The sequence below is a fragment of the Brevundimonas nasdae genome, assembly GCF_016654005.1.
Taxonomy (GTDB): Bacteria; Pseudomonadota; Alphaproteobacteria; order Caulobacterales; family Caulobacteraceae; genus Brevundimonas; species Brevundimonas nasdae.
In genome coordinates, this window is the sequence record NZ_JAEPWN010000003.1 from 20,722 (window position 1) to 42,572 (window position 21,851).

The following is a 21,851-nucleotide window of genomic DNA, read 5'->3' on the forward strand; positions in this document are numbered from 1 at the left end:
ATGGAAGTTCACCCGATAGTAGCAAGCCAGCGCTAGACGCCCGAAAAGTTTTTGGTAGCGGGGTGGTAGCGGCGGGAAAAAAGGAGGGGGGCGATCCCGAAGGACCGCCCCTGCCTAACCTCTTGATTGCCTTAGCAATCTCGACTGGAGCGGGCGAAGAGATTCGAACTCTCGACCCCAACCTTGGCAAGGTTGTGCTCTACCACTGAGCTACGCCCGCACTCCGTAGGAGCCAGTTGCGCTCCCCGTCGAGGAGGGGGCGTATAGCGGAGGGTTGCGGCGGACCGCAACCCCTTTTTTCGGCCTATCGCAAAACAGTTCGCAATAAACTGATTTTCCTAAGCTTTTCATCTCCGATCACAAGCTTGGCCGGACGTATCGACGTTCGCTCTTCGCTCTGTTCCAGACTGCCGTTGCGCGCCTCAGCGCGGTGCCAGACGGATCGCCCCGTCCAGACGAATGCACTCGCCGTTGATATAGACGTTGCGCGCCAGCTCCAGCACCAGCGAGGCATAGTCGGCAGGCGTACCCAGGCGGCTGGGGAAGGGGATGGCGGCGGCCAGGCTGTCCTGAACCTTCTGGTCCATCCCGGCCATCATCGGCGTCCACATGATGCCAGGCAGGATGGTGTTGCAGCGCACGCCTTCCTGAGCCAGGTCGCGGGCGATGGGCAGGGTCATGGCGTAGACGCCGCCCTTGGACGCCGAATAGGCCGCCTGGCCGATCTGGCCGTCCTGGGCCGCCACCGAGGCCGTGTTGACGATCAGGCCGCGCTCGCCGTCCGCCATCGGCTCCAGCGTCACCATGCCCGCCGCCGACTGCGACAGGACGCGGAAGGTGCCGAACAGGTTGACGCGCACGGTGCGCTCGAACGCCGCCATGTCATGGGCGCGGATCTCGCCGGTGTCCTTCTTGCGCGACACGGTCTTCTGGCCCGTGGCGATGCCGGCGCAGTTGACGGTCAGGCGCTCCTGGCCATGGGCGGCGCGGGCCTTTTCGAAGGCTGAGGCGACCGAGGCGTCGTCGGTCACGTCGACCTTGCAGAAGACGCCGCCGATTTCCTTGGCGATCGCCTCGCCGCGCTCTTCGTTCAGGTCGAACAGGGCGACCCTGGCGCCGGTGGCGGCGATGGCGCGGGCCGTGCCTTCACCCAGGCCCGAAGCGCCCCCGGTGACCACGGCGGCGATGCTGGTGTCGAGTTTCATGCCAGACGTTCCTATGTATTATTGAACCTGAGTTTCGTTTGAGGATTTAGCGGCCATGACCGCCAAAGCCAAACCCGCAGATCCCGCCGACGCCATCGACCCGAACAAGGCGCTGGTTCCATCGGTCGTGAAGGTCAACGAGATGCGCGTGACGCGCAGCTTCTGGCCCAAGATCCAGCGCACGGCGGCGCGGATACCCTTCGCCGATCAGGCCCTGGCCGCCTGGTACGCCGCGCGCGACCCGGAGACGCCGCTGCGCGCCAAGGGGATGATCTTTGCGGGGCTGGCCTATTTCGTCATGCCCATCGACGCCATTCCCGATGTCTTCGCGGGCATCGGCTATACGGACGATGCGGCGGTGATCGCCGCCGTCATCGCCATGGTCAGCGCCCACATCAAGCCGCGCCACAGGCTGTTGGCCGCAGACGCCGTAAAAAGCCTGAAAGAGAAATAGGCGCCCTTCTCCCGCACGGGGCGAAGGGCGCGGACGGCGCGATCAGCTTTCGACCGTCACCACGATCTTGCCCAGGGCCTTGCGGTCGCCCAGGGCCTTGATGGCCTCGCCTGCACGCTCCAGCGGATAGGTCTGGGACACGCGCGGCCTGATCTTGCCCTCGGCATAGAACTGCATCAGTTCGGCCATGTTTGCGGCGTGTCCCTGCGGATCGCGCGCCACAGCCGCGCCCCAGAAGACCCCGACCACCGACACCGATTTCAACAGGGTCAGGTTCAGCGGCAGGGACGGGATGCCCGCCGGGAAGCCGACAACCAGATAACGGCCGTTCCAATCCATGGCCCGCAGCGCCGGATCGGCGTAGTCGCCGCCCACAGCATCATAGACGACATCGGCGCCGTCGCGGCCCGTGGCCAGTTTGAACTCACCGGACAGCTGCTTCTGCGCAGCCTTGTCCAGCGCGCCGGACGGATAGATCAGGCCGTTGTCGGCGCCCAGCTCCAACGCGAACTCGACCTTGTCATTGGTCGAGGCGGCGGCGACCACCTTGGCGCCCATGGCCTTGCCCAGTTCGACCGCAGCCGCCCCGACGCCGCCCGCAGCCCCCAGCACCAGCAGGGTCTCGCCCGGCTGCAGCTTCGCCCGGTCTTTCAGCGCGTAATAGCTGGTGCCGTAAGTCATCACGAGGGCGGCGGCCTCTTCAAAGCTCATGGCGTCGGGAATGGGGATCAGGGTCTCGGCCTTGACCGCCAGACGCTCGACCAGACCGCCCCAGCCCGGCACGGCGATGACGCGGTCGCCCTTGAACACGCCCTTGACGCCCTCGCCCACCGCCTCGACCACGCCCGCGACTTCAGCGCCGGGCGAGAAGGGACGTTCGGGACGGAACTGATACTTGTCCTCGATGATCAGGGTGTCGGGGAAGTTGATGCCCACCGCCTTGACCTCGATGATCACCTCGCCCGCCTTGGGCGTCGGATCGAGCACATCCTCGATCTCAAGGGTTTCGGGACCACCAGCAGTCTTGGACAGTACAGCGCGCATCATTTCCCTCCGTGGCCCCGACGCCAAAACGCGCCGGACACCGTTGCGATGATCGATCCGGCCGCCATGGCGCAGCCTTCGTGGTGACGCTAAAGAGCGGCACGCCCGATTGAAAGAGGCGACCGAACAGGCTCAGGAAGACGACATGACCGCCCTCATCATCCACGGCGGCGCCGGCGCCCGGCGCGAACGCAACTACGACGCCGAAATCGTCCATATGCGCCAGGTGGTCGAGGCCATGAAGGTCCGGCTGGACGCAGGCGACAGCGCCCTGGACGTCGCCGTCGCGGCGGTGGTCATGCTTGAGGATTCGGGTCTCTATGTCGCAGGCAAGGGCGCCTCGCCGAACCTGGCCGGCGCCTATGAGTTGGACGCCAGCATCATGGATGGATCGACCCGTCGCGCCGGATCGGTGGCGGCGCTTCAGGGGTTCCGCAACCCCGTCGTCGCCGCCCGCGCGGTGATGGAAAAGACACCCCACGTCATGCTGGTCGGCGAAGGCGCAGCCCTGTTCGCCCATGATCAGGCATTGGAGATGATCGCCGACGAAGCCGCCTGGTTCACCGGGGCGGGCAAGGGCGAGGACAATCATCCGCCGGGAACCCTCAGCCACGGCACGGTCGGCGCCTGCGTGCTGGACGCGCACGGGCGGCTGGCGGCGGCGACCTCGACGGCGGGCGTATTCGGCAAGATGCCGGGCCGCGTCGGCGACACCCCGATCCCGGCGGCGGGAACCTGGGCGGATGCAGGCGCCGCCGCCTCCTGCACGGGGCAGGGCGAGTATTTCATCCGCGTCGCCGCCGCCGCACAGGTCGCCTGGCGTGTCGCGGCGGGACAGTCGCTGGCGGACGCGACCCAGGCCGTGATCGACGAGATCGGCGTCATGGGCGGCGACGGCGGCCTGATCGCCCTGGACGCCCAGGGCAATATCGCCGCGCCCTTCAACAGTCAGGGCATGAAACACGCCTGGCTGACCCCAGACGGCGACATCGGGGTTGAAGTCTTCAGGGACTGAAGTCTGCGACGACAAGCTTGGCGTTACTGATCCGCGACACGTCCGGCAGGTAAAAGCCGCCGCCGACAGCGGAACACCATTCGACCAACGCCATTTCATTACATCTCTGTAAGGTGCGTTTGTGCGGATCACTGGTACGGTCGCGCCAAATTCGCCCAGCGCTGGAGCCGCCTGAATGAAATTCCGCCTGACCGCCACCGTCGCCGCATCGGCCCTGCTGCTGAGCCTGGCCCCGGCCGCCTTCGCCGACAACTCCCCCGCACCCGCCGCCGCCATCCAGGCGCAGCAGGGCGTCGTCGTCCCGCCGCTGGGCTTCACCCGGCGCGTGCTGCCCAACGGGCTGGAGGTCTATTCGGCGCGCGACACCAACACCTCCAACGTCACGGTGCAGGTCTGGTACAAGGTCGGGTCCAAGGACGACCCCGCAGGGCGCTCCGGCTTCGCCCACCTGTTCGAACACCTGATGTTCAAGGCGACCAAGAACCTGCCGTCCGAAAGCTTCGACCGCCTGACCGAGGATGTGGGCGGCGGCAACAACGCCTTCACCGCCGACGACGTGACCGCTTACCACGAGACGATTCCGGCCAACCACCTGCAACGCCTGTTGTTCGCCGAGGCCGACCGCATGGGGTCGCTGGTCGTGGACGAGCCGACCTTCATCTCCGAACGCGACGTGGTGAAGGAGGAGTACCGCCAGCGAATTCTGGCCAGCCCCTACGGCCGCCTGTTCGGCCTGTTCCTGCCTGAAACCATCTACAAGGACAGCCCCTATCGCCGTCCGGGCATCGGCTCGATCGAAGAACTGGAGGCCTCGTCCCTGGACGACGTGCGTCGCTTCCACGCCACCTACTATCGCCCGGACAACGCCTATCTGATCGTGGCGGGCAATTTCGATCAGGCCCAGCTGGACCGCTGGGTCGACCAGTATTTCACCCCGCTGAAGAACCCGACGACGCCGATCCCGGCCAATAATGTCGCGGAGCCCGAGCCGACAGGTCCCAAGACCGTCACCTATTATGCGCCGAACGTACCCCTGCCGACGGCGGTGATCGCCTGGCCCGCCGTGAAATACGCCGACGCCGACCGCCCGGCGCTGGAGGTGCTGGACGGCATCCTGTCCACCGGTGAAAGCAGCCGCCTGTATCGTTCGCTGGTCTATGACAAGCAGATCGCCACCAGCATCGGCTCCAACCCCGACTTCGCACAGCAGGCCGGCAATCTGGCCGCCTATTCGATCATGGCTGATGGCCACACCGCCGAAGAAGGCGTCGCCGCCCTGAACGAAGAAATCGCCAAGCTGCGCGATCAGCCGGTCACCGCCGCCGAACTGTCCGAGGCCCAGAACGAACTGGTCGCCGACGCCCTGCGCAGCCGCGAAACCGTCGAAGGCCGCGCCCAGACCCTGGGCTTCTCGCTGATCAACACGGGCAGCGCAGCCGCCGCCGATCAGGAGGTCGCCCGCATCCAGGCCGTCACCATCGCCGACGTCCAGCGCGTGGCCCGCAAGTATCTGACGCCGCAACGCCAGTCGACGATCCTGTACCTGGCCTCCGACGCCGCCAATCCGCCGTCGGTCGCGCGCACCAATGTGGATGCGCCGGTCAAGGTCGCCGACCTTGCGCCCGCAGGCGCACCGGTCACCCTGCTGCCGGAGGGCCAGCGCGCGGCCCTGCCGCAACCGGGCGCCGAAGTGGCCCCCGCCACACCCGCCGTCAGCGAGTTCCGCCTCGCCAACGGCCTGCGCGTCCTGGTGGCCCCGACCAACGGCCTGCCGCTGATCTCGGCGCGTCTAAACATCAATGCGGGCACGGCGACCGATCCATCTGACAAGGCGGGCGTCGCCACCCTGACCTCGGCCCTTCTGACCCAGGGCACCAAGACGAAATCCGCCCCGGAGATCGCCACCCAGATCGAGCAACTGGGCGCGGTGATCGGCGCCAGCGCGGGATCGGACTTCTCCAGCGTCTACGCCAACGCCCCCGCCAACGCCTTTGGCCAGACGGTGGCCCTGATGGCGGATCTGGTGAAGAACCCCGCCTTCGACGGCGAGGAGCTGGAGCGTCAGCAGGCCCAGACCCTGGACGGCCTGCGCGTGGCCCTCAGCCAGCCCGGCCCGGTCGCCCGTCTGGCCGCCGCCCGCGTCATCTATGGCGCAGCCCCTTACGGCGCCCCCGGATCGGGCACGGTGGAATCGGTGCCGACGATCACCACCGCTGATGTCGCCGCCTTCCATGCGGCCCGCTATCGCCCCGCGAACGCGACCCTGGTCTTCTCGGGCGACATCACCCCTGCGGCCGCGCGTGAGCTGGCGCAGCAGGCGTTCGGTGACTGGACCGTAACCGGCGCCGCTCCCGCCGCAGTCGCCAATCCCGCCGGCGCCGCCCTGCCCCCGCGCGTGGTGGTGATCAACCAGCCGGGCGCCGGTCAGGCCGCCGTCTTCGCCGCCATCCGCGGCGTGTCGCGCACCGACGCCGACTACTTCCCGCTGACGGTTGGCAACACCCTGCTGGGCGGCGGCTTCTCGTCGCGTCTGAACCAGGAAATCCGCATCAAGGGCGGTCTGTCCTATGGTGCAAGCTCGTCGCTGGGCGTCCGCGCCAATGCGGGCTTGTTCACCGCCTCGGCCCAGACCAAGAACGAATCCGCCGTAAAGGTCGCTGATCTGCTGCTGAGCGAAGTCGGCAAGCTGGGCGCGACGCGCGCGACCGAGGCTGATCTGGCCCCGCGACGCGCCACCCTGATCGGCGGCTTCGGCGATTCGCTGGAGACGGTGGACGGGCTGGGCTCTCTGGTCGCGGGCCTGGCCCAGTACGACCTGCCGATGACCGAACTGGCCGCCTATGCCGGCCGGGTGCGCGCCGTGACCCCGGAACAGGTCCAGGCGGCCTTCGCCAACCACCTGCCGATCAACCGCGCCAGCCTGGTGATCGTGGGCGACGGTTCGCTGTTCCTGGACGCCCTGCGCGCCAAACACCCCAACGTCGAAGTCATCAACATCGACGACCTGAACCTGAACAGCGCCACGCTTAAGTAAGGCCGGAAACCCGGACCTCCTTCCCGTCTCACGCGGGGAGGAGGCGGCGGTTCAGACCGACAGGCAGACCACCTGGGCCACGCGCAGGTCGCGCCGCAGGGTGTCGGACACCCGACCATAGTTGTCGATCGTGACCGGCTCGCCCAGCGACGCCTCGTCCGCGCGCTGCTCGCCCCGGATGGCGGGGCCAAAGGATTCCGGTGCCGTCGTATAGATCCGGCCCCGACGCGGTGATTCCGCCAGGGTGACGCCGATCACCCGCCCATGACGATCCAGCGCAGGCGCCCCCGAAAGCCCCGACAGGGTGCCCGTGAGGCCGCGCGTCCGCCCCACTTCCGCCCAGGCCAGAACCGGCTCGGACCGCGCCCCGCGCCCTGAAATCTGCAGGGTTTCGCGCCCCAGCAGACGCGAGGTCACCTCGCCCGCGCTGCCCTGCGGAAAGCCCGGATGGAAGGCGCGCTGGTTCTTGTGCAGGGGCGCATCGACAGCGACCGGCAGGGCGGGCGGACCCCCGTCCGTAATCAGAAGCGCCACGTCCGCGCGCGCAGCCAGGCGCACGTCGGCGGCGATGGCGCGCCCGCCGCCGATGACCAGGGCGGGCTTGCGGCATCCCTCCACCACATGGCGGGCCGTGACCCAGCGCCCCTCGCCCGCAATCGAGAAGGCGGTGCCGGAGGTGGGCTGGAACGGCGTCTCTGGCGCATTGACCGTGACGGCGGCGTCAAAGGGCGTGATCGGCCCCAGCAGCGCCCCCTCCACCGCATCCGGCGGCGGCGGGGCAGGCGGCGCATCCGCGTTCTCGCGTCGCGCAACAGAGACGCTCAGCAGCACCCCGACGACCGCCGCATAGATGGCCCAGTCGGGCAGGCGGGGAAACTGCATCCCGCTCACCCCGTCAGGGCGGCGGACATGATCAACGCCGTGGCCAGCTTTGCGCCGACCAGAACCACGGCGGCGGAAACCTCTCCGTCCTTGATCCTCTGCGGCAGGCCGGTCAGCAGCATGTCCACGACCCGGAAGGCCAGAAGCTGCAGCACCACTGTCGCCACGCCCCATATGGCGATGTCGCGCACCGAGTTGGACACCGACATCGACACCGCCAGCGGAATGGCCAGCCCGACCAGAACCCCGGCGAAGGCCACGGCGGCGGCCGGGTTCCCCTCACGGATCAGCGCGATCTCGCGCCATGGCGTCAGCATGACATAGACCGCCGCCCCCGCCGCAAGCAGCAGCAGGCTGACGACCAGGTGCATCACCATGATCGGGAAGCCCGAGGCGAAAGCCTGCACCTCGGCGCTGGTCAGAACATCGGACGGGTCCATGGCTCCACGCCTTGCCTGATTGTCGCCCCAATCCGCAAGCGCCCCACGGCCACACCTTGTGACGAAAGATTACAAGCCAGTGCCGGCGCGGCCTTTAAGCTGCGGCCTGCTCTGCTTTTCTCGCCGCACTTGCCCGGATCTTTTCGCTTTCGGACTTCAGCTGGCCGCAGGCGGCCAAGATGTCGCGGCCGCGCGGGGTGCGGATTGGGCTGGCGTATCCGGCCTTGTTCAGGATGGCGGCGAAGCGTTCGATCGTCTTCCAGTCCGAGCACTGATAGTCGGTGCCAGGCCAGGGGTTGAACGGGATCAGGTTGACCTTGGCCGGAATGCCTTCGATCAGTTTCAGCAACGCCCTGGCTTCTTCAGGGCTGTCGTTGACGCCCTTCAGCATGACGTATTCGAAGGTGACGCGGCGCGCATTGGACAGGCCCGGATAGGCCCGGATGCCCGCCATCAGCTGCTCCAGCGGATATTTCTTGTTCAGCGGCACCAGAACATCGCGCAGGGCGTCGTTGGTGGCGTGCAGGCTGATGGCCAGCATGGCCGCCGTGCGCGTGCCCAGCGCCTCCAACTGCGGCACCACGCCCGAGGTCGAGACCGTGATGCGGCGGCGCGACAGGGCGATGCCCTCATTGTCGGAAATGATGTCGATGGCGTCGGCGACATGGTCCAGATTGTAGAGTGGCTCGCCCATGCCCATGAAGACGATGTTGGACAGGCGGCGGTCTTCCATGGGCGACGGCCATTCCTCCAGATCGTCGCGCGCCACCTGGACCTGGGCCACGATCTCGGCCGTGGTCAGGTTGCGGACCAGTTTCTGCGTGCCGGTGTGGCAGAAGGTGCAGTTCAGGGTGCAGCCGACCTGGGACGAGACGCACAGGGCGCCCGCGCGGCCCACGTCGGGAATATAGACGGCCTCGACCTCGATGCCCGGCGCCGTGCGGATCAGCCATTTGCGCGTGCCATCCTTGGACACCTGACGCTCGACGATCTCGGGGCGGGCCAGGGTGAAATGCTCGGCCAGCTTGGCCTGCATGTCCTTGGCCACATTGCTCATGGCCGAAAACTCGGTCACGCCATAGTGGTGGATCCAGCCCCAGATCTGGCTGGCGCGCATCTTGGCCTTTTCAGGCGGGCAGACACCGGCGTCGATCAATGCTTGACGCAGACCCTCGCGCGTCAGCCCGGACAGGTTGACGAGAGGCTTGACGGCGGGCGCGTTAGAGACGCGCGAAAGGTCGAGCGTGATGCTCAAGGCGGCGATCCTGCATGCAGTTGAGCCTGCCTATATAGCACGGATCCCGGCGATTGCATGGCCGGGCGGAAAAGGACGGTTCCTAAAGCCCGACGTCCCAGACGCCGGCGTCGCGCATGCGCGTTTCGCGCGCTTCCTCTGCACGGCCGCCCATGTCGGCGGCCATGCCGCGAATGGCGGTGGAGACGGTCGCCTTATGCACCCCCGGAACCAGGGCGTGAGCGAAGGCGGCGCAGGCCAGGCCCATCAGCCTGAACCCAAAGGCGGACGAGGCGGCCATATGTTCGAAATAGGTTTCGCCCACCTCGCGCGGGTGATCACGAAACAGCCGGGCGAACGGCGTCGAACCCGAACGGGTGCGGTCGATCGTCGTCTGGCTCATGAGATCAAACTCCGGTGATACAAGATTACAATCGTCCCCCTGAAACGGCTTTTGCGCAACCCCCAAATCCAGAGAGCGAAACAGGCCATCGTCAGCACGGATTTCTCGGTTTAGGGTCCGCATTCGATCAAAGGAAAGCTCATGCCGCTAAGCTTCAGGGCCGTTTCGTCCATCGCTGTCGCCGTCGCCGTGTTCGGCGCCGCCGCACCCGTTCAGGCGCTCGCACAGGCCCAGGCCGCCCCCGCCAGCCTGCCCTATGATGCAAGACGCGGCGTGTTCAGCTTCTCCTCCGGCCTGGAAGGCTCCCTGCCCGCCGTGGTGCAGGTGACGACCCTGGGACAGTCGCGCGGCCCCAGTTCGGACGGCGGCGATCCCAAGCCCTACGCCTCGGGCTCTGGCGTCATCGTCGACGCCGCCGAAGGGATTGTGATCACCAACAACCATGTGGTCGAGGGCGGGCGCAAGTTCACCATCGACCTGACCGACGGGCGCCTGTTCGACGCCACCCTGATCGGCGCGGACAAGGCCACCGACATCGCGGTGCTGAAGATCGTGCCCGACGGGCGCCCGCTGAACCTGCGTCAGGTGCAGACGGTGGATTCCGACACCCTGCGCACCGGCGATCTGGCCTTCGCCGTCGGCTATCCGCTGGGGTTGGACCAGACCCTGACCATGGGCGTGGTCTCGGGCCTGAACCGCTCCGGCCTGGGCGATGCGGTCGAGGACTATATCCAGACCGACGCCGCCGTGAACTCCGGCAATTCGGGCGGACCGCTGCTGGACAGCCGGGGCCGTCTGATCGGCATCAACACCTCGATCCTGTCGGGCGGGTTCGGGGGCGGCAATGACGGCATCGCCTTCGCCGTGCCGACGCGGATCATGCTCTATGTCGCCGACCAGCTGAGGAAGAACGGAGAGGTCAAGCGCGGCTCGACCGGGGCCATCTTCGGCTCTCTGAATGCTGAACGGGCGCGTGAGCTGAACCTGCGCATAGTGCGGGGCGCCGTGGTCGCCGATGTCGCGCCAGGCTCTCCGGCCGAGCGCGCGGGCCTGCGCCACAACGATGTCATCACCCGCATCGCCGGCCGCCCGGTCGCCAACGCCGGTTCGATCAACGCCACCGTCGGCATCGCTGCGCCCGGCTCCGATCTCAGCGTGGTCTATCTGCGCGGCGGGCGCGAGGCCACGGTCAGCCTGCCGGTCGAGATGACGGCGGATGTGCCCGTGGTGATCGGCGCCAGCGCTGTGGCCGCCCATGGCGCGACGGTGCGGGATTCCGACGGCGGCGCCCAGGTGTCGGCCGTCGAGGCAGGTCAGCCCTTCGCCCAGGCCGGGCTGATCGCCGGCGACCTGATCACCAGCATCAATGGCGCCACGATCAAGGATTCCCGCGCGGCGGCCCGGGCGCTGCAGTCCGCGTCGGGCGCCGTCGAGGTGACGGTGACGCGCAACGGCGAAACCGAGAAGCTGACGCTGACGATCTGAGGAAAGTCCGGCCCGTTCCTCCGGCCCTTCCGGCCGGGGGACACGGCTGCACCCCGAAACCAGGCTCCAGACAGCGAAACGCCCGCCTTGCCTGGGAGGGGGAGGGATCGGCAGGGCGGGCGCTCGCTTGGAGGAAGCATCGGCCGCCGGAGCCCTTTAATGGAAACATCCAGGGGGCTGGGGGGGCTGTTCAGTATCCGGACACTTCCGAACTCCGACGAGCCGATGTGTCTTGTTTCGTCGGCCAACCGGGCGGGCGAAGGACCGAAACGGGGCCATTTCGTGTCGGGGGCGATTTATCCGGCGCCACTGGCGCTGGCGGAACGCGCCCTTAAGTTCAAACCATGAGCATGAACCCTCACGAAACCGGGCCGCAGATCGGGCCGGTCTTTTTCGACCGCCGCGAACTGGACCCGATCCTGAAGGTCTATGGCCGCATGGTCGCCCAGGGCGAATGGCGCGACTACGCCATGGCCGGCCACAAAGACTTCGCCGAGTTCGCCGTCTTTCGCCGCACCGGGGACGCCCCCGCCTACCGCATCGAAAAACGCCCCGCGCTCCAGACCCGCCAGGGCCAATGGGCCGTCATCGGCGAAGGGGGCCAGGTCCTGCGCCGCGGCCGCGACCTGCCCCAGGTCCTGCGCGTCTTCGACGCCCGCCGCTTTCAGGTGGTGGAATAGCGCCGATCAGCGGTTCACTGGCTGAATTCGCGCGCCGTTCACTTCCCACAGTTTGCCGCCTGCGCTCGTGTAGATCGGCAACTGGTTCAGCAGCGACACAAACACGTGAATCTCCAGCGGTTGAGGCGCGACAATCACGTTGGTGAACAGGCCTGCGATCTGCCCGCCCTGCCGAACCTGGCTGCTATCCATATCCAGACAACTACTCGACAGTTGTTCCCGGCGCTCCACCGTCTTGCCGTCTGCGCTGATATGGAACCGATAGTGGCCGCCCATAGGCACCAGACCCGGCTGCGTCGTCGAGGCCAGCAACCAGACCAGCCATCCCTCTCCGTCCGGATTTTTCAGGATAACCGGGTTGTACCGCGCCGCGCAACGCAATGTCCCAATCCCCAGCGCAGCCGTCATCCGTGCTGAAAACCTCGCGAGCTCATCGGGCGTGAGTGTGAGGTCGGCAGCGTCGACCACGGCCCCAGCGCGCAGGTGATCGTCCACCACCACATCCTTGAAGGCTAGCGGCGCATCCATCGTACCCGCCAAAAAGCGAACACGCTGATTGCGCCCGTCTTCCACAACGATCCAGCCAATCAGGCCTTCTGGGAGCTTGCCAGCATAGGCCGCCAGAAAAGCGTCAGTTGCGCGCGCTGACGCCATGTCCTGACGCCAAATTGCCTGTCCCAGACGAACCGTCTCAGGGATAGACCAGACTTGAACCTGCTGCGGCGGCGCATCCTGAGCCAGGGCAGTCCCAGTCATCGCGAGAGCGAAAAAGATCGGCGCCAGCAAACGTCGAAACATGTCTCACCTCAGCAACGCACCACCCGCGCCGCGACCATAAGAAGGCGCCGTTAGGTTGCATGCAAACGAAAAGGGCCCCGCGAGGGGCCCTTTCCAGATCCGTCTTGCGACTGACCTTAGTTGCGGTTGCCGCCCATGAAGCGCAGCAGGAAGAGGAACAGGTTCACGAAGTTGATGAACAGGCTCAGCGCGCCATAGCTGGTGGCGACGCCGATGGCGTTCTTGTCGCCGCCCAGGGCGTAGTAGCTCATCTTCAGACGCTGGGTGTCGAAGGCGATCAGGCCCGAGAACAGCAGCACGCCGGCGGCGCTGATGATCCAGTACAGGACGCCGTTCGGCCAGAACATGTTGACCAGCGAGGCGATGATCAGGCCGATCACGCCCATGATCAGGAAGGTGCCCATCGGCGACAGGTCACGCTTGGTCGTATAGCCGTACAGGCTCAGCGCGCCGAAGGCGGCGGCGGTCACCAGGAAGGTCGAGGCGACGCTGGCGCCCGTATAGACCAGGAAGACCCAGCCCAGCGAGGCGCCCATGGTGGCCACGACCAGCCAGTAGAGGACGCTGGTCCCCTGGGCCGTCGGGTTCTTCATGAAGAACATCGAACCGAAGATCAGCACCAGCGGCGCGAACTGCACCGCCATGCCCAGAATGGTCATGCCCATGCGGCCGTCGGGACCGACGGTGTAGAGCAGTTGCTGCACGGCCGGGACGTTGCCGGTCGTATAGGCCAGCGCCGCTGCGACCACGAGGCCCAGCGCCAGCTTGTTGTAAACGCCCAGCATGAAGGCGCGCAGACCGGCGTCGATCGACATGTCGGCCGTCTGCGGCAGCGGGCGGGCATAGCCGTTGTTGAAATCGCTCATGGCGACGAACTTTCTCCCATGGTCCGAAGAGGTTTCCCCGGATCGTTGCCGCAAATATCGGCATGCACGACCCCGACTGCAAGGAAAACCGGACTTGGAGACGGACGTTCCCACCGCTACCAACGGTCGCATGCTTCGCCTGTTCACCGCCCTGACCCTGCCGGACGATGTCACGGATACGTTGAAACGCCGCCAAAGCGGCCTTCCCGGCGCGCGCTGGCGACCGCTGGAGGCCCTGCACGTCACCCTGGGCTTCTACGGCGAGATGGACGAACGTCGGACCGACGACCTGGCCTCGGAACTGTCGCGCATCGGCGGCGGGCCGTTCGAGATCACTCTGAAAGGCGTCGGCGCCTTTGGCGACAACCACCGCAGCCACACCTTGTGGGCCGGGGTCGAGACGCCGAACGAACCCCTCTCGGTTCTGGCCGGACGCTGCAAGAAGGCGGCGGAACGGGCGGGCGTGGTCATGGAGACGCGCGAATACCGGCCCCATGTCACCCTGGCCTATCTGAAGCCCCAGACCAATCCCGACCGCATCGGGGCCTGGATGGCGGGACATAATCTGCTGCATTCGCCGCCGATCCGCATCGACCGCTTCGGCCTCTATTCCAGCGTCCTGACCGACGACGGCAGCCATTACGAACTGGAGCGTGAGTATCTGTTGTGAGCGACATCCGGGTTGAAACCGAACGCCTGATCCTGCGCCCGCCGACGCTGGAGGATTTTCCGCGCTGGGCCGAGTTCCAGGCCGATCCCGAAACCACCCGTTTCATCGGCGGGGTCAAGACGCCGGCGGAGACCTGGCGCATCCTGGCGACCGTGGCGGGGGCCTGGAGCCTGACGGGCGTGGGCTTCTTCTCGGTGATCGAGAAATCCTCCGGCCTATGGCTGGGCCGGATCGGACCGTGGCGCCCGCACGGCTGGCCCGGCGCGGAGGTCGGCTGGTCGCTGCACCCCGACGCCACCGGCAAGGGCTATGCGCAGGAGGCGGCTGTCGCCAGCATGGACTACGCCTTCGATGTGCTGGGTTGGGACGACGTCATCCACACCATCGAGGACGGCAACGCCGCCTCGGCGCGCCTGGCCCAGCGTCTGGGCTCGCGCAATCGCGGCCCCTCCGCCCTGCCCGAGCCCTTCGCCCATGTCGTCGCCAATCTGTGGGGACAGACGCGCGAGGAATGGGCGCTCAACCGACTGACCCTGATCCGCTGATCCGCCCCCACGCTTGCGGGCGGAACACAAGCGGAACATAAGAGCGAAATGTCCGCCGTCACGCTCGAACTGGTCTTCAGCCGCCCCGAAACCACCCTGTCCGTCACGCGCGGGGCGGCGCGGCTGATGATGGATATGGGCTATGCGCCCCTGCTGGAAGTCTGTCTGCCCAACGGGCGGCGCGCCGACGTCATGGCCATTGGCCCCAAGGGCGACATCGTCATCTGCGAGGTGAAGTCGGGCGTCGACGACTACCGCGTCGACCGCAAATGGCATGAATACGGCCCGTTCTGCGACGCCTTCTATTTCGCCGTCGCGCCTGAGTTTCCGCAAGACATTCTGCCCGAGGAACCCGGCTTGATCGTCGCCGACGGCTTTGGCGGCGCCGTCCTTCGCGACGCCCCGTCATCCCCTTTGGCGCCCGCGCGCCGCAAGGCCCTGACCATCGCCTTTGCCCGCCTGGGCGCATGGCGGGCGATGCGGGACTAAGGTTCAATCGACATTCAGCTTCACTACGTCATTCCGGGGCGTCCGAAGGACGAACCCGGAACCCAGGCGGCACGTATCAGGCTTTAAGCGCGTCCCGCATTGCGCATGCGGCCCTGGGTCCGGGTTCTTCGCTCCGCTCAGCCCCGGAATGACGAACCGGAAGCCTGTCCTAACGAATGTCGATTGAACCTAACTCGACACCGGCCTCACGATACACGCACACGAAAGCGATAGGCCCAGTTCACCGCGGCGCGCGCTTGGCCAGAATCCGCTGCAGGGTGCGGCGGTGCATGCCCAGGCGGCGAGCGGTTTCCGAGACATTGTGGTCGCACAGCTCATAGACCCGCTGGATATGCTCCCAACGCACCCGGTCGGCGCTCATCGGATTTTCCGGCGGCTCAGGCGCCTCGCCTGTGGCCAGCAGGGCCTTGACCACGTCGTCGGCGTCGGCGGGTTTGGACAGATAGTCGACGGCCCCGGCCTTGACCGCAGCGACGGCGGTGGCGATGGCGCCGTATCCGGTCAGCATGACGATGCGGGCGTCGGCGCGACGATCGCGCACCGCCTCGACCACCTTCAGGCCGTTGCCGTCCTCAAGGCGCATGTCCAGCACAGCGAAGGCGGGGGCCTTGTCACGCAGGGCGGCGGTGGCTTCGGCGACGGATTCCGCCGTCGTCACGTCAAAGCCGCGCGCTTCGAGGGCGCGGCCCATGCGGGTGCGCAGGGCCTGATCATCGTCCAGCAGCAGCAGGGACTTGTCGGGCAAGGCGGCGATACGGGTCTCTAGGTCGGACATTATTCTCTCCTGCCGCTTCAAGTCGGGACCGACAGCGCGCGGGTCAAGCGCAAGGTTCCCCCTGCGACGCTAAGACCCAATCACGAAACCACACTCATTCGGCGACTTCCAGCGCCGGACGCGCCCAGCGAACGGCGACGCGCGCCCCCCGTCCGGCGGGTTTGCCGTCCGCGTGAGACAAGCCCTGACCCACGCTGACCGAGCCGCCGGTCCGCTCCAGAAGCGTGCGGGCGATGAAGAAGCCCAGGCCCATGCCGCCCTGGCTGGGTGCAATCGGCGCCTCGACCGGCGGGCGGCGGCGGGCGGCGGCGGCGATCTGGTCGGCCAGGGCGCGCCGCGCCTTTCCGTGCGGGCGGCTGGTCACATAGGGCTCGCCCAGACGGGGCAGGATGTCGCTGGCGAAGCCGGGACCGTCATCGAGAATTTCGACCTCGATCCAACCCGCATCCACCAGAGCCCGGATTTCGACGCGCGACCGGGCGAAGTCGGCGGCGTTTTCGACCAGGGTCGACAGGCCATGCACCACCTCAGGCATCCGGCGCACGCGCGGCGCGGGCTGACCGGGCGGGGTGCGGACCGCCACCTCGAACGCCAGATCGAACCCCCGGTGCGGCTGAACCACTTCCTCCAGCAAAGCCTTCAGCGCGACATCGGCATAGAGGGCGTCGTCGCCCTCTGGCTGTTGCGACAGCTGGGCCAGAATGCCCCGACAGCGTTCGGCCTGTTGCAGGATCAGGTCGGCGTCTTCCGCCACCTCGCCGCCGGGCGGCGCGGCGCGCTTCATCTCCTTGGCCACCACCTGAATGGTCGCCAGCGGCGTGCCAAGCTCATGCGCCGCCGCCGCCGCCAGCCCGCCCAGCGCCGCCAGCCGCTGTTCGCGTTGCAGCACGTCCTGGGTCGTGGCCAGAGCCAGCTCCAGCTTTTCCGCGTCCGCCGCCACCCGCCAGGCGTATCCGGCGGTGAAGACCACCCCCGTCACCAGGGCCATGGCCATGCCCAGCCGGTACAGGGTCGGCAGGTGGAAATGCTCATAGGGCCGCCACGGCAGCGGTTCGGACCAGAAGAACAGCACCGCCACCGCCACCAGGGCCAGCAGGCCCAGCAACAGGGCCTGACGCGCCGGAAGGGCCGCCGCCGCGATCGTCACCGGCGCGACCAGCAGCAGGCAGAAGGGGTTTTCCAACCCGCCGGTCAGCCCCAGCAGCACGCCCAGCTGGAAAATGTCGAAACCCAGATGGATCGCCGTCTGGCGTCCATCTGGCAGGCTGGACTCCAGCCGCCGCACGCGCGCCATCGCCGCCACGTTCACGCCCGCGCTGATGGCGATGACGATCAGGCAGGGCCACAACGGCAGGGGGAAGTGCAGCACCCCATAGGCGGTCAGGATCGCGGCGCTCTGGCCCAGTATGGTCAGCCAGCGCAGAACGATCAGGGTGCGAAGGGAAAAGCCCCGGCCACGGCGCGGCACGTCGCTCCAGCCGTCAAGGTCGGGGGGTTGCGGCGCAATGTGGGCTTCTGTCGAGGTCACGGTCCTTCTATAGACCGGCAAGTTCCGTTTCGTGAGAGGCCGTCATGCCGCGCCGTTCCATCCTGCTGTTCGCAGGCGCCTGTATCGCCATCGCCGCCGCCCTGGCCATCGTCACCGTGGTGGTGGTCAGCGGACGCGACCGCGTCGGACCCGGCGCCGAGGTCACCTCGTCAGGACAGCCGCTGGTCGGCGGCGACTTCCAACTGGTCAATCAGGACGGCCAGACGGTCGATCAGACCCTGTTGAACGGCAAGTGGAGCCTGGTCTTCTTCGGCTTCACCTACTGCCCCGAGTTCTGCCCCACGACCCTGGCCGAAATGGCCGCCGTGCAGCAGCAGCTGGGCGACAAGGGCAAGGACCTGCAGATCATCTTCGTCAGCATCGACCCCCAGCGCGACACGCCGCAGATGCTGAAGGACTATCTGTCGTCAGACGGCTTCCCCAAGGGGACCATCGGCCTGACGGGCACGACGGAGCAGGTCGCCAAGGCGGCCAAGGCCTATCGCGCCTTCTATGAAAAGGTCGGCGAGGGCGAGGGCTATACGATGAACCACAGCCTGACCGTCTATCTGATGGGACCGGACGGCCGGTTCCGCACCGCCGTCGCCTATGGTCTGGGCCCGGACAAATCGACCAGGATCATCGAACAGGCGATGGATCGGGGCTGAGGCCGTTTTCGGCCCGTGAATACCTTTTGCGGGCCTGCGCATTATATGCTGCTCTGCACAAACGGCCTCCGCCGTCAGGACAGTCATGCTCTACGCGTTTCATGAACTCGCTTACCAGTCGGCCCTGCCGTGGCGCATCGGCGCCCAGATGGCGCGCCAGTTCTGGTCCTCGCCGCTGAACCCGGTGTCCGACACCGCCATCGGCCGCACGGCCTATGCCTCGGCCGAACTGTTCGAAAGCGTGACCCGCCGCTACGGCAAGCCGGACTGGCGGCTGGAGACGATCCACGCCGACGGCCATCCGATCCGCACCACCGAACAGGTGATCTGGCAGAGCCCCTGGTGCCGTCTGGTCCGGTTCGCGCGCAACATCGGCGACCTGAAACGGGCGGGCAAGCCGGTGGCCGCCCCCGCCGTCCTGATCGTCGCCCCTCTGTCTGGCCACTACGCCACCCTGTTGCGCGGCACGGTCGAGGCCTTCCTTCAGGACCACGACGTCTATGTCACCGACTGGATCAACGCCCGTCAGGTTCCGGTGCTGGAAGGCCGGTTCGACTTCTTCGACTATATCGACCATGTCCGCCTGATGCTGGCCGAGATCGGCGGCCGCGCCCATGTCGTCGGCGTCTGCCAGCCGGGCCCGCCCGTTCTGGCCGCGAGCGCCGTGATGGCCGAGGACAAGGATCCCAACCGCCCGGCCTCCATGACCTTCATGGGCTCGCCCATCGACGCGCGCCTGTCGCCGACCGTGACCAACCAACTGGCGGAGGAGAAACCCTTCACCTGGTTCAGGTCGAACATGATCCACACCGTGCCCCTGCCCTATCCGGGGTTCGGGCGGAACGTCTATCCGGGCTTCGTCCAGCTCTACAGCTTTATGTCGATGAACGAAGAGCGGCACCGCGACGCCCACTGGGACTATTTCAACAGCCTGATCCACGGCGACGGCGACGGGGTCGAGAAGCACGAGGAATTCTACGACGAATATCTGTCGGTGCTGGACCTGACCGAGGAATTCTACCTCCAGACCATCGACATCGTCTTCCAGCAGCACCTGCTGGCGCGCGGCCTGCTGGAGCATCGCGGGCGCAAGGTCGATCTGACCCGGATCACCGACATCGGCCTTATGACGGTCGAGGGCGAGAAGGACGACATTTCCGGCGTCGGCCAGACCCAGGCGGCGCACGGCCTTTGCCCCAATGTCCCGGAGAACCAGCGCGTGCTCTATGTCCAGCCGGGCGTAGGCCACTACGGCGTCTTCAACGGCCGTCGCTTCCGAGACGAGATCTATCCCCGCGTCCGCGATTTCATCGCCCAGAACGAGGCCATCAGTGGCGTACCGCAACGGTCAGCGGCTGCCGCTTGACGAGGCGGGTTCCGGCCCGACCCTGAGACTGTCCGTCAATCCCCGCGCCCGGCGCCTGTCGGTGCGGATCGATGCGCGCGCGGGCGAGGCCGTGGTCATCGCCCCGACCGAGCGCGGCCTGACCCAGGCCGTCGCCTTCGCCCGCACCAAGGCCGCGTGGATCGCCGAGCGTCTGGCCGTCCAGCCCAGGGGCCGCCCGCTGGAGCCGGGCCAGGTCATCTCGCTGCGGGGCCGCCGGGTGCAGCTTGAAGCCACGCCGGGCGCTGGGGCGGCGCGTCTGGTCGAGGACGGAACCGTCATCCGCTCGGGCGGCGAGGGCGAGGCCTATGCCCGACGGGTCGAGAACCTGCTGAAACGCGAAGCCCGTCTGACGCTTGAGGAACGCACCGAGCACCATCTGCGCACCCTGGGCCAGAAGCCGGTCAAGGTGTCGATCGCCGACACCAAATCCCGCTGGGGCTCGTGCAGCCCGCACAACCGCACCATCCGCTATTCCTGGCGGGTCATCATGGCCCCGCCCCCGGTCATCGACTACCTCGCCGCCCACGAGGTCGCCCACCTGGTCCACGCCGACCACAGCCCCGCCTACTGGTCCGTGGTCGAGCGCCTGATCGGAGACCACAAACCCTATCGCAAATGGCTGCGCGATCACGGCGGCGCGCTGCACGCCGTGGGGCGGTGAGAGCACTTTTCCACGCGGCCGCCAAGGCAGACTCAACGAGGTTCGCGTAAGGGTGGTGAGCAGACACGTTCCCAACTATCGGCTCCCGATGAGACAGTTCCTTTAAATCACTGGCGACCACGACTACGCTGACGAAGCCGACCGTCGCTAGACTTGCTGCTCAGCATAAAGGTCGGCTTCTCTGACGGATACGCCATGGATGTCCCGAAGGCCGCGTGCCACGATGCTGGTGAGCAGCAACTTCAGCGGCCTTACCACCGGGTTGTTGTAGCCTAGACCGACCCACGGCTCTGGCTCTCCACGACCTCGCCCATGGGCGTGGGCGCACTTGTTTCGCAGTTCGGGAAGAGCATTGCGGAACGCTCGCTGGCTGATTGCGAGTGCTGCGAACTCGGCCTCTCTGGCGTTGAGGATCGCGTGGCGATCGGTTTCAATCGGCCATAGTAGCTCGATGGCCCTGACCAACGACAGGACCGCGTAGTGAGGCGGAAGCGACGAAACCTGAGACTCCGCCAATAGCGCAGCGATGTCCGCCTTTCCCTTCCCGTGGATGGCGCCGAACACGCCCATCACGTTGTTGATGTTGATGCGCCAGTCGGCGTTGTGCGTCATCTGGACAGGGAAACCATATTCGGGTTCAGGGGCGTCCGTCTGCGTCATGAGCCTCAAGAATCCGTTGGGTGTGTATTCAGGCTGAGCGTCCTGATCGTAGGTCAAGCGGATCGACGCCAATGTGGTCTCTACGATCTGTTTGAACCACTTCTCCAAGGTTTCATGGCCGCCGCCCGCTTCCGGCAGAGCAATGGCGATCACCCTGATCCCTTTGGCCTCAGTGCCCAACAGTCGGACGATTAGCGCGATCCCGATCTTGGTGTCGTAGTTTAGGGTTCCGAGAACGGTGAGCTCGTCACACTCTTCCTTAGTCGCCGGAGCGGGATGAAGTGGAACATAGTGGTGTTCGAAAGCTGGCATATGGTCAGCCTAGCTGACTTCGGCCGAAAAGGTCAGCTATGGGTCGGAGCACGACATTGGTGTCAGGCCCGGAACCAGACACAGACTGGAGGGGCCGAAAGCAGACCCGCTGAACCGCCGCTTGGGGTGGGAAAGCAGCCCTTAGCTAGGGCAACGTATCAACCTCAACGGAGGGGGATCATGACCAATAGGCTATGCATCGCTCAGCGAGCAGTAGGTTTAATTATCGCACTGTCGATATCGGCCTGCGTCCCCTCGGTGTCATACACCAGTTCACCTCCAGATTCCGTTTCAGCGCATAGGGCCGTAGTTGCAGAGCGAAGTCTTACGCACGGGCAGGCCCGCCTCTCCAGACAGCACGATCCTGACTTTACTGAACTTTCGTTTTGTTCTTCGGAGGGCACCCGCGTCGTAATTCAGTCTGTCAGGATCACCGACGCCGGCGTGTGCGGTAGGGAGGTGAGACTCTCCGAAACGGCACCATCCGCTGAGCAGAGGCCAGAGCAATGCTGGGATTTCGAAGATATTTCGACGATCGGACAGCCGCGCGATACCACGGTTGTCGGATACTATCCCGTTAGAGGATACCTTCGCT

Annotated in this window: 22 protein-coding genes and 1 tRNA gene; 11 read left to right on the top strand and 12 right to left on the bottom strand. The window is 66.4% G+C overall.

What is annotated here, in order from left to right; genetic code table 11:
• Positions 1–145: 145 nt before the first annotated feature.
• A tRNA-Gly gene (locus JKF87_RS05810) sits at positions 146–220 on the bottom strand.
• Between the two features lie 202 nt (positions 221–422).
• Positions 423–1,205 carry an SDR family NAD(P)-dependent oxidoreductase gene (locus JKF87_RS05815; protein WP_201098245.1) on the bottom strand — a complete coding sequence of 261 codons (783 nt, stop codon included), beginning with the start codon at positions 1,203–1,205 and terminating at the stop codon, positions 423–425.
• Positions 1,206–1,260: 55 nt separating this feature from the next.
• Here JKF87_RS05815 and JKF87_RS05820 point away from each other — a divergent pair, with 55 nt between their 5' ends.
• Positions 1,261–1,659, top strand: a complete 399-nt coding sequence (locus JKF87_RS05820) for a YkvA family protein (RefSeq protein WP_201098247.1) — start codon at positions 1,261–1,263, stop codon at positions 1,657–1,659.
• Positions 1,660–1,701: 42 nt separating this feature from the next.
• Here JKF87_RS05820 and JKF87_RS05825 read toward each other — a convergent pair whose 3' ends face one another.
• Positions 1,702–2,703 (bottom strand): NADPH:quinone oxidoreductase family protein, encoded by a 1,002-nt coding sequence (locus tag JKF87_RS05825; protein WP_201098249.1) that lies wholly within the window; start codon positions 2,701–2,703, stop codon positions 1,702–1,704.
• A 145-nt stretch (positions 2,704–2,848) separates the two neighbouring features.
• Between JKF87_RS05825 and JKF87_RS05830 the strand changes: the two genes are divergently transcribed.
• Complete coding sequence (locus JKF87_RS05830; protein ID WP_201098251.1) at positions 2,849–3,718, top strand: isoaspartyl peptidase/L-asparaginase family protein; 870 nt, start codon at positions 2,849–2,851, stop codon at positions 3,716–3,718.
• Positions 3,719–3,893: 175 nt separating this feature from the next.
• Positions 3,894–6,752, top strand: a complete 2,859-nt coding sequence (locus JKF87_RS05835) for a M16 family metallopeptidase (protein WP_201098253.1) — start codon at positions 3,894–3,896, stop codon at positions 6,750–6,752.
• Positions 6,753–6,803: 51 nt separating this feature from the next.
• On the opposite strand, the gene JKF87_RS05840 is transcribed toward JKF87_RS05835, so the two are convergent.
• The 4 genes from JKF87_RS05840 to JKF87_RS05855 form a co-directional block, all read right to left on the bottom strand.
• Positions 6,804–7,634, bottom strand: a complete 831-nt coding sequence (locus JKF87_RS05840) for a S1 family peptidase (RefSeq protein WP_201098255.1) — start codon at positions 7,632–7,634, stop codon at positions 6,804–6,806.
• Between the two features lie 5 nt (positions 7,635–7,639).
• Positions 7,640–8,074, bottom strand: a complete 435-nt coding sequence (locus tag JKF87_RS05845; RefSeq protein WP_201098257.1) for a DUF350 domain-containing protein — start codon at positions 8,072–8,074, stop codon at positions 7,640–7,642.
• A 94-nt stretch (positions 8,075–8,168) separates the two neighbouring features.
• Positions 8,169–9,329 (bottom strand): 23S rRNA (adenine(2503)-C(2))-methyltransferase RlmN, encoded by a 1,161-nt coding sequence (rlmN, locus tag JKF87_RS05850; RefSeq protein ID WP_201098259.1) that lies wholly within the window; start codon positions 9,327–9,329, stop codon positions 8,169–8,171.
• An 82-nt stretch (positions 9,330–9,411) separates the two neighbouring features.
• The gene (locus JKF87_RS05855) at positions 9,412–9,711 is read right to left on the bottom strand and encodes a DUF6356 family protein (protein WP_201098261.1); all 300 of its coding nucleotides are present in this window, start codon (positions 9,709–9,711) and stop codon (positions 9,412–9,414) included.
• 141 nt (positions 9,712–9,852) lie between these two features.
• Between JKF87_RS05855 and JKF87_RS05860 the strand changes: the two genes are divergently transcribed.
• Together JKF87_RS05860 and JKF87_RS05865 are read left to right on the top strand one after the other, a co-directional pair.
• Complete coding sequence (locus JKF87_RS05860; RefSeq protein ID WP_201098264.1) at positions 9,853–11,196, top strand: trypsin-like peptidase domain-containing protein; 1,344 nt, start codon at positions 9,853–9,855, stop codon at positions 11,194–11,196.
• A 344-nt stretch (positions 11,197–11,540) separates the two neighbouring features.
• Positions 11,541–11,876 (top strand): DUF2794 domain-containing protein, encoded by a 336-nt coding sequence (locus tag JKF87_RS05865; RefSeq protein ID WP_201098266.1) that lies wholly within the window; start codon positions 11,541–11,543, stop codon positions 11,874–11,876.
• Positions 11,877–11,882: 6 nt separating this feature from the next.
• Here the strand turns inward: JKF87_RS05865 and JKF87_RS05870 are convergent, their stop codons facing one another.
• The gene (locus tag JKF87_RS05870; protein ID WP_201098268.1) at positions 11,883–12,674 is read right to left on the bottom strand and encodes a hypothetical protein; all 792 of its coding nucleotides are present in this window, start codon (positions 12,672–12,674) and stop codon (positions 11,883–11,885) included.
• Positions 12,675–12,790: 116 nt separating this feature from the next.
• Complete coding sequence (locus JKF87_RS05875) at positions 12,791–13,540, bottom strand: Bax inhibitor-1/YccA family protein (protein WP_201098270.1); 750 nt, start codon at positions 13,538–13,540, stop codon at positions 12,791–12,793.
• Positions 13,541–13,670: 130 nt separating this feature from the next.
• On the opposite strand from JKF87_RS05875, the gene thpR reads away from it, so the two are divergent.
• Genes thpR through mmcB form a run of 3 tightly spaced genes read left to right on the top strand, consistent with a single transcriptional unit; the run spans position 13,671 to position 15,244 of the window.
• A complete protein-coding gene (gene thpR, locus JKF87_RS05880; protein WP_201098273.1) occupies positions 13,671–14,210 on the top strand; it encodes an RNA 2',3'-cyclic phosphodiesterase in 540 nt (179 codons plus the stop codon).
• Positions 14,207–14,755, top strand: a complete 549-nt coding sequence (locus JKF87_RS05885) for a GNAT family N-acetyltransferase (RefSeq protein WP_201098275.1) — start codon at positions 14,207–14,209, stop codon at positions 14,753–14,755. Before thpR ends, JKF87_RS05885 begins: the two co-directional genes overlap by 4 nt.
• Positions 14,756–14,803: 48 nt before the next feature.
• Positions 14,804–15,244 (top strand): DNA repair putative endonuclease MmcB, encoded by a 441-nt coding sequence (gene mmcB, locus JKF87_RS05890; RefSeq protein ID WP_201098277.1) that lies wholly within the window; start codon positions 14,804–14,806, stop codon positions 15,242–15,244.
• 241 nt (positions 15,245–15,485) lie between these two features.
• On the opposite strand, the gene JKF87_RS05895 is transcribed toward mmcB, so the two are convergent.
• On the bottom strand, positions 15,486–16,040 hold the full coding sequence (locus JKF87_RS05895; RefSeq protein WP_201098279.1) for an ActR/PrrA/RegA family redox response regulator transcription factor: 555 nt from the start codon (positions 16,038–16,040) through the stop codon (positions 15,486–15,488).
• A gap of 94 nt (positions 16,041–16,134) precedes the next feature.
• Positions 16,135–17,568, bottom strand: a complete 1,434-nt coding sequence (locus JKF87_RS05900; RefSeq protein WP_307417599.1) for an ActS/PrrB/RegB family redox-sensitive histidine kinase — start codon at positions 17,566–17,568, stop codon at positions 16,135–16,137.
• 44 nt (positions 17,569–17,612) lie between these two features.
• Between JKF87_RS05900 and JKF87_RS05905 the strand changes: the two genes are divergently transcribed.
• From JKF87_RS05905 to JKF87_RS05915, 3 genes are all read left to right on the top strand, one after another.
• Entirely contained in the window at positions 17,613–18,236 is a 624-nt protein-coding gene (locus tag JKF87_RS05905; protein ID WP_201098281.1) for an SCO family protein, read from the top strand.
• An 85-nt stretch (positions 18,237–18,321) separates the two neighbouring features.
• Entirely contained in the window at positions 18,322–19,602 is a 1,281-nt protein-coding gene (locus JKF87_RS05910; RefSeq protein WP_201098283.1) for a polyhydroxyalkanoate depolymerase, read from the top strand.
• Positions 19,568–20,284 (top strand): M48 family metallopeptidase, encoded by a 717-nt coding sequence (locus tag JKF87_RS05915; RefSeq protein WP_201098286.1) that lies wholly within the window; start codon positions 19,568–19,570, stop codon positions 20,282–20,284. The genes JKF87_RS05910 and JKF87_RS05915 overlap by 35 nt, the downstream gene beginning before the upstream one ends.
• Positions 20,285–20,431: 147 nt before the next feature.
• Here JKF87_RS05915 and JKF87_RS05920 read toward each other — a convergent pair whose 3' ends face one another.
• The gene (locus JKF87_RS05920; RefSeq protein WP_201098288.1) at positions 20,432–21,256 is read right to left on the bottom strand and encodes a hypothetical protein; all 825 of its coding nucleotides are present in this window, start codon (positions 21,254–21,256) and stop codon (positions 20,432–20,434) included.
• Positions 21,257–21,851 lie beyond the last annotated feature (595 nt).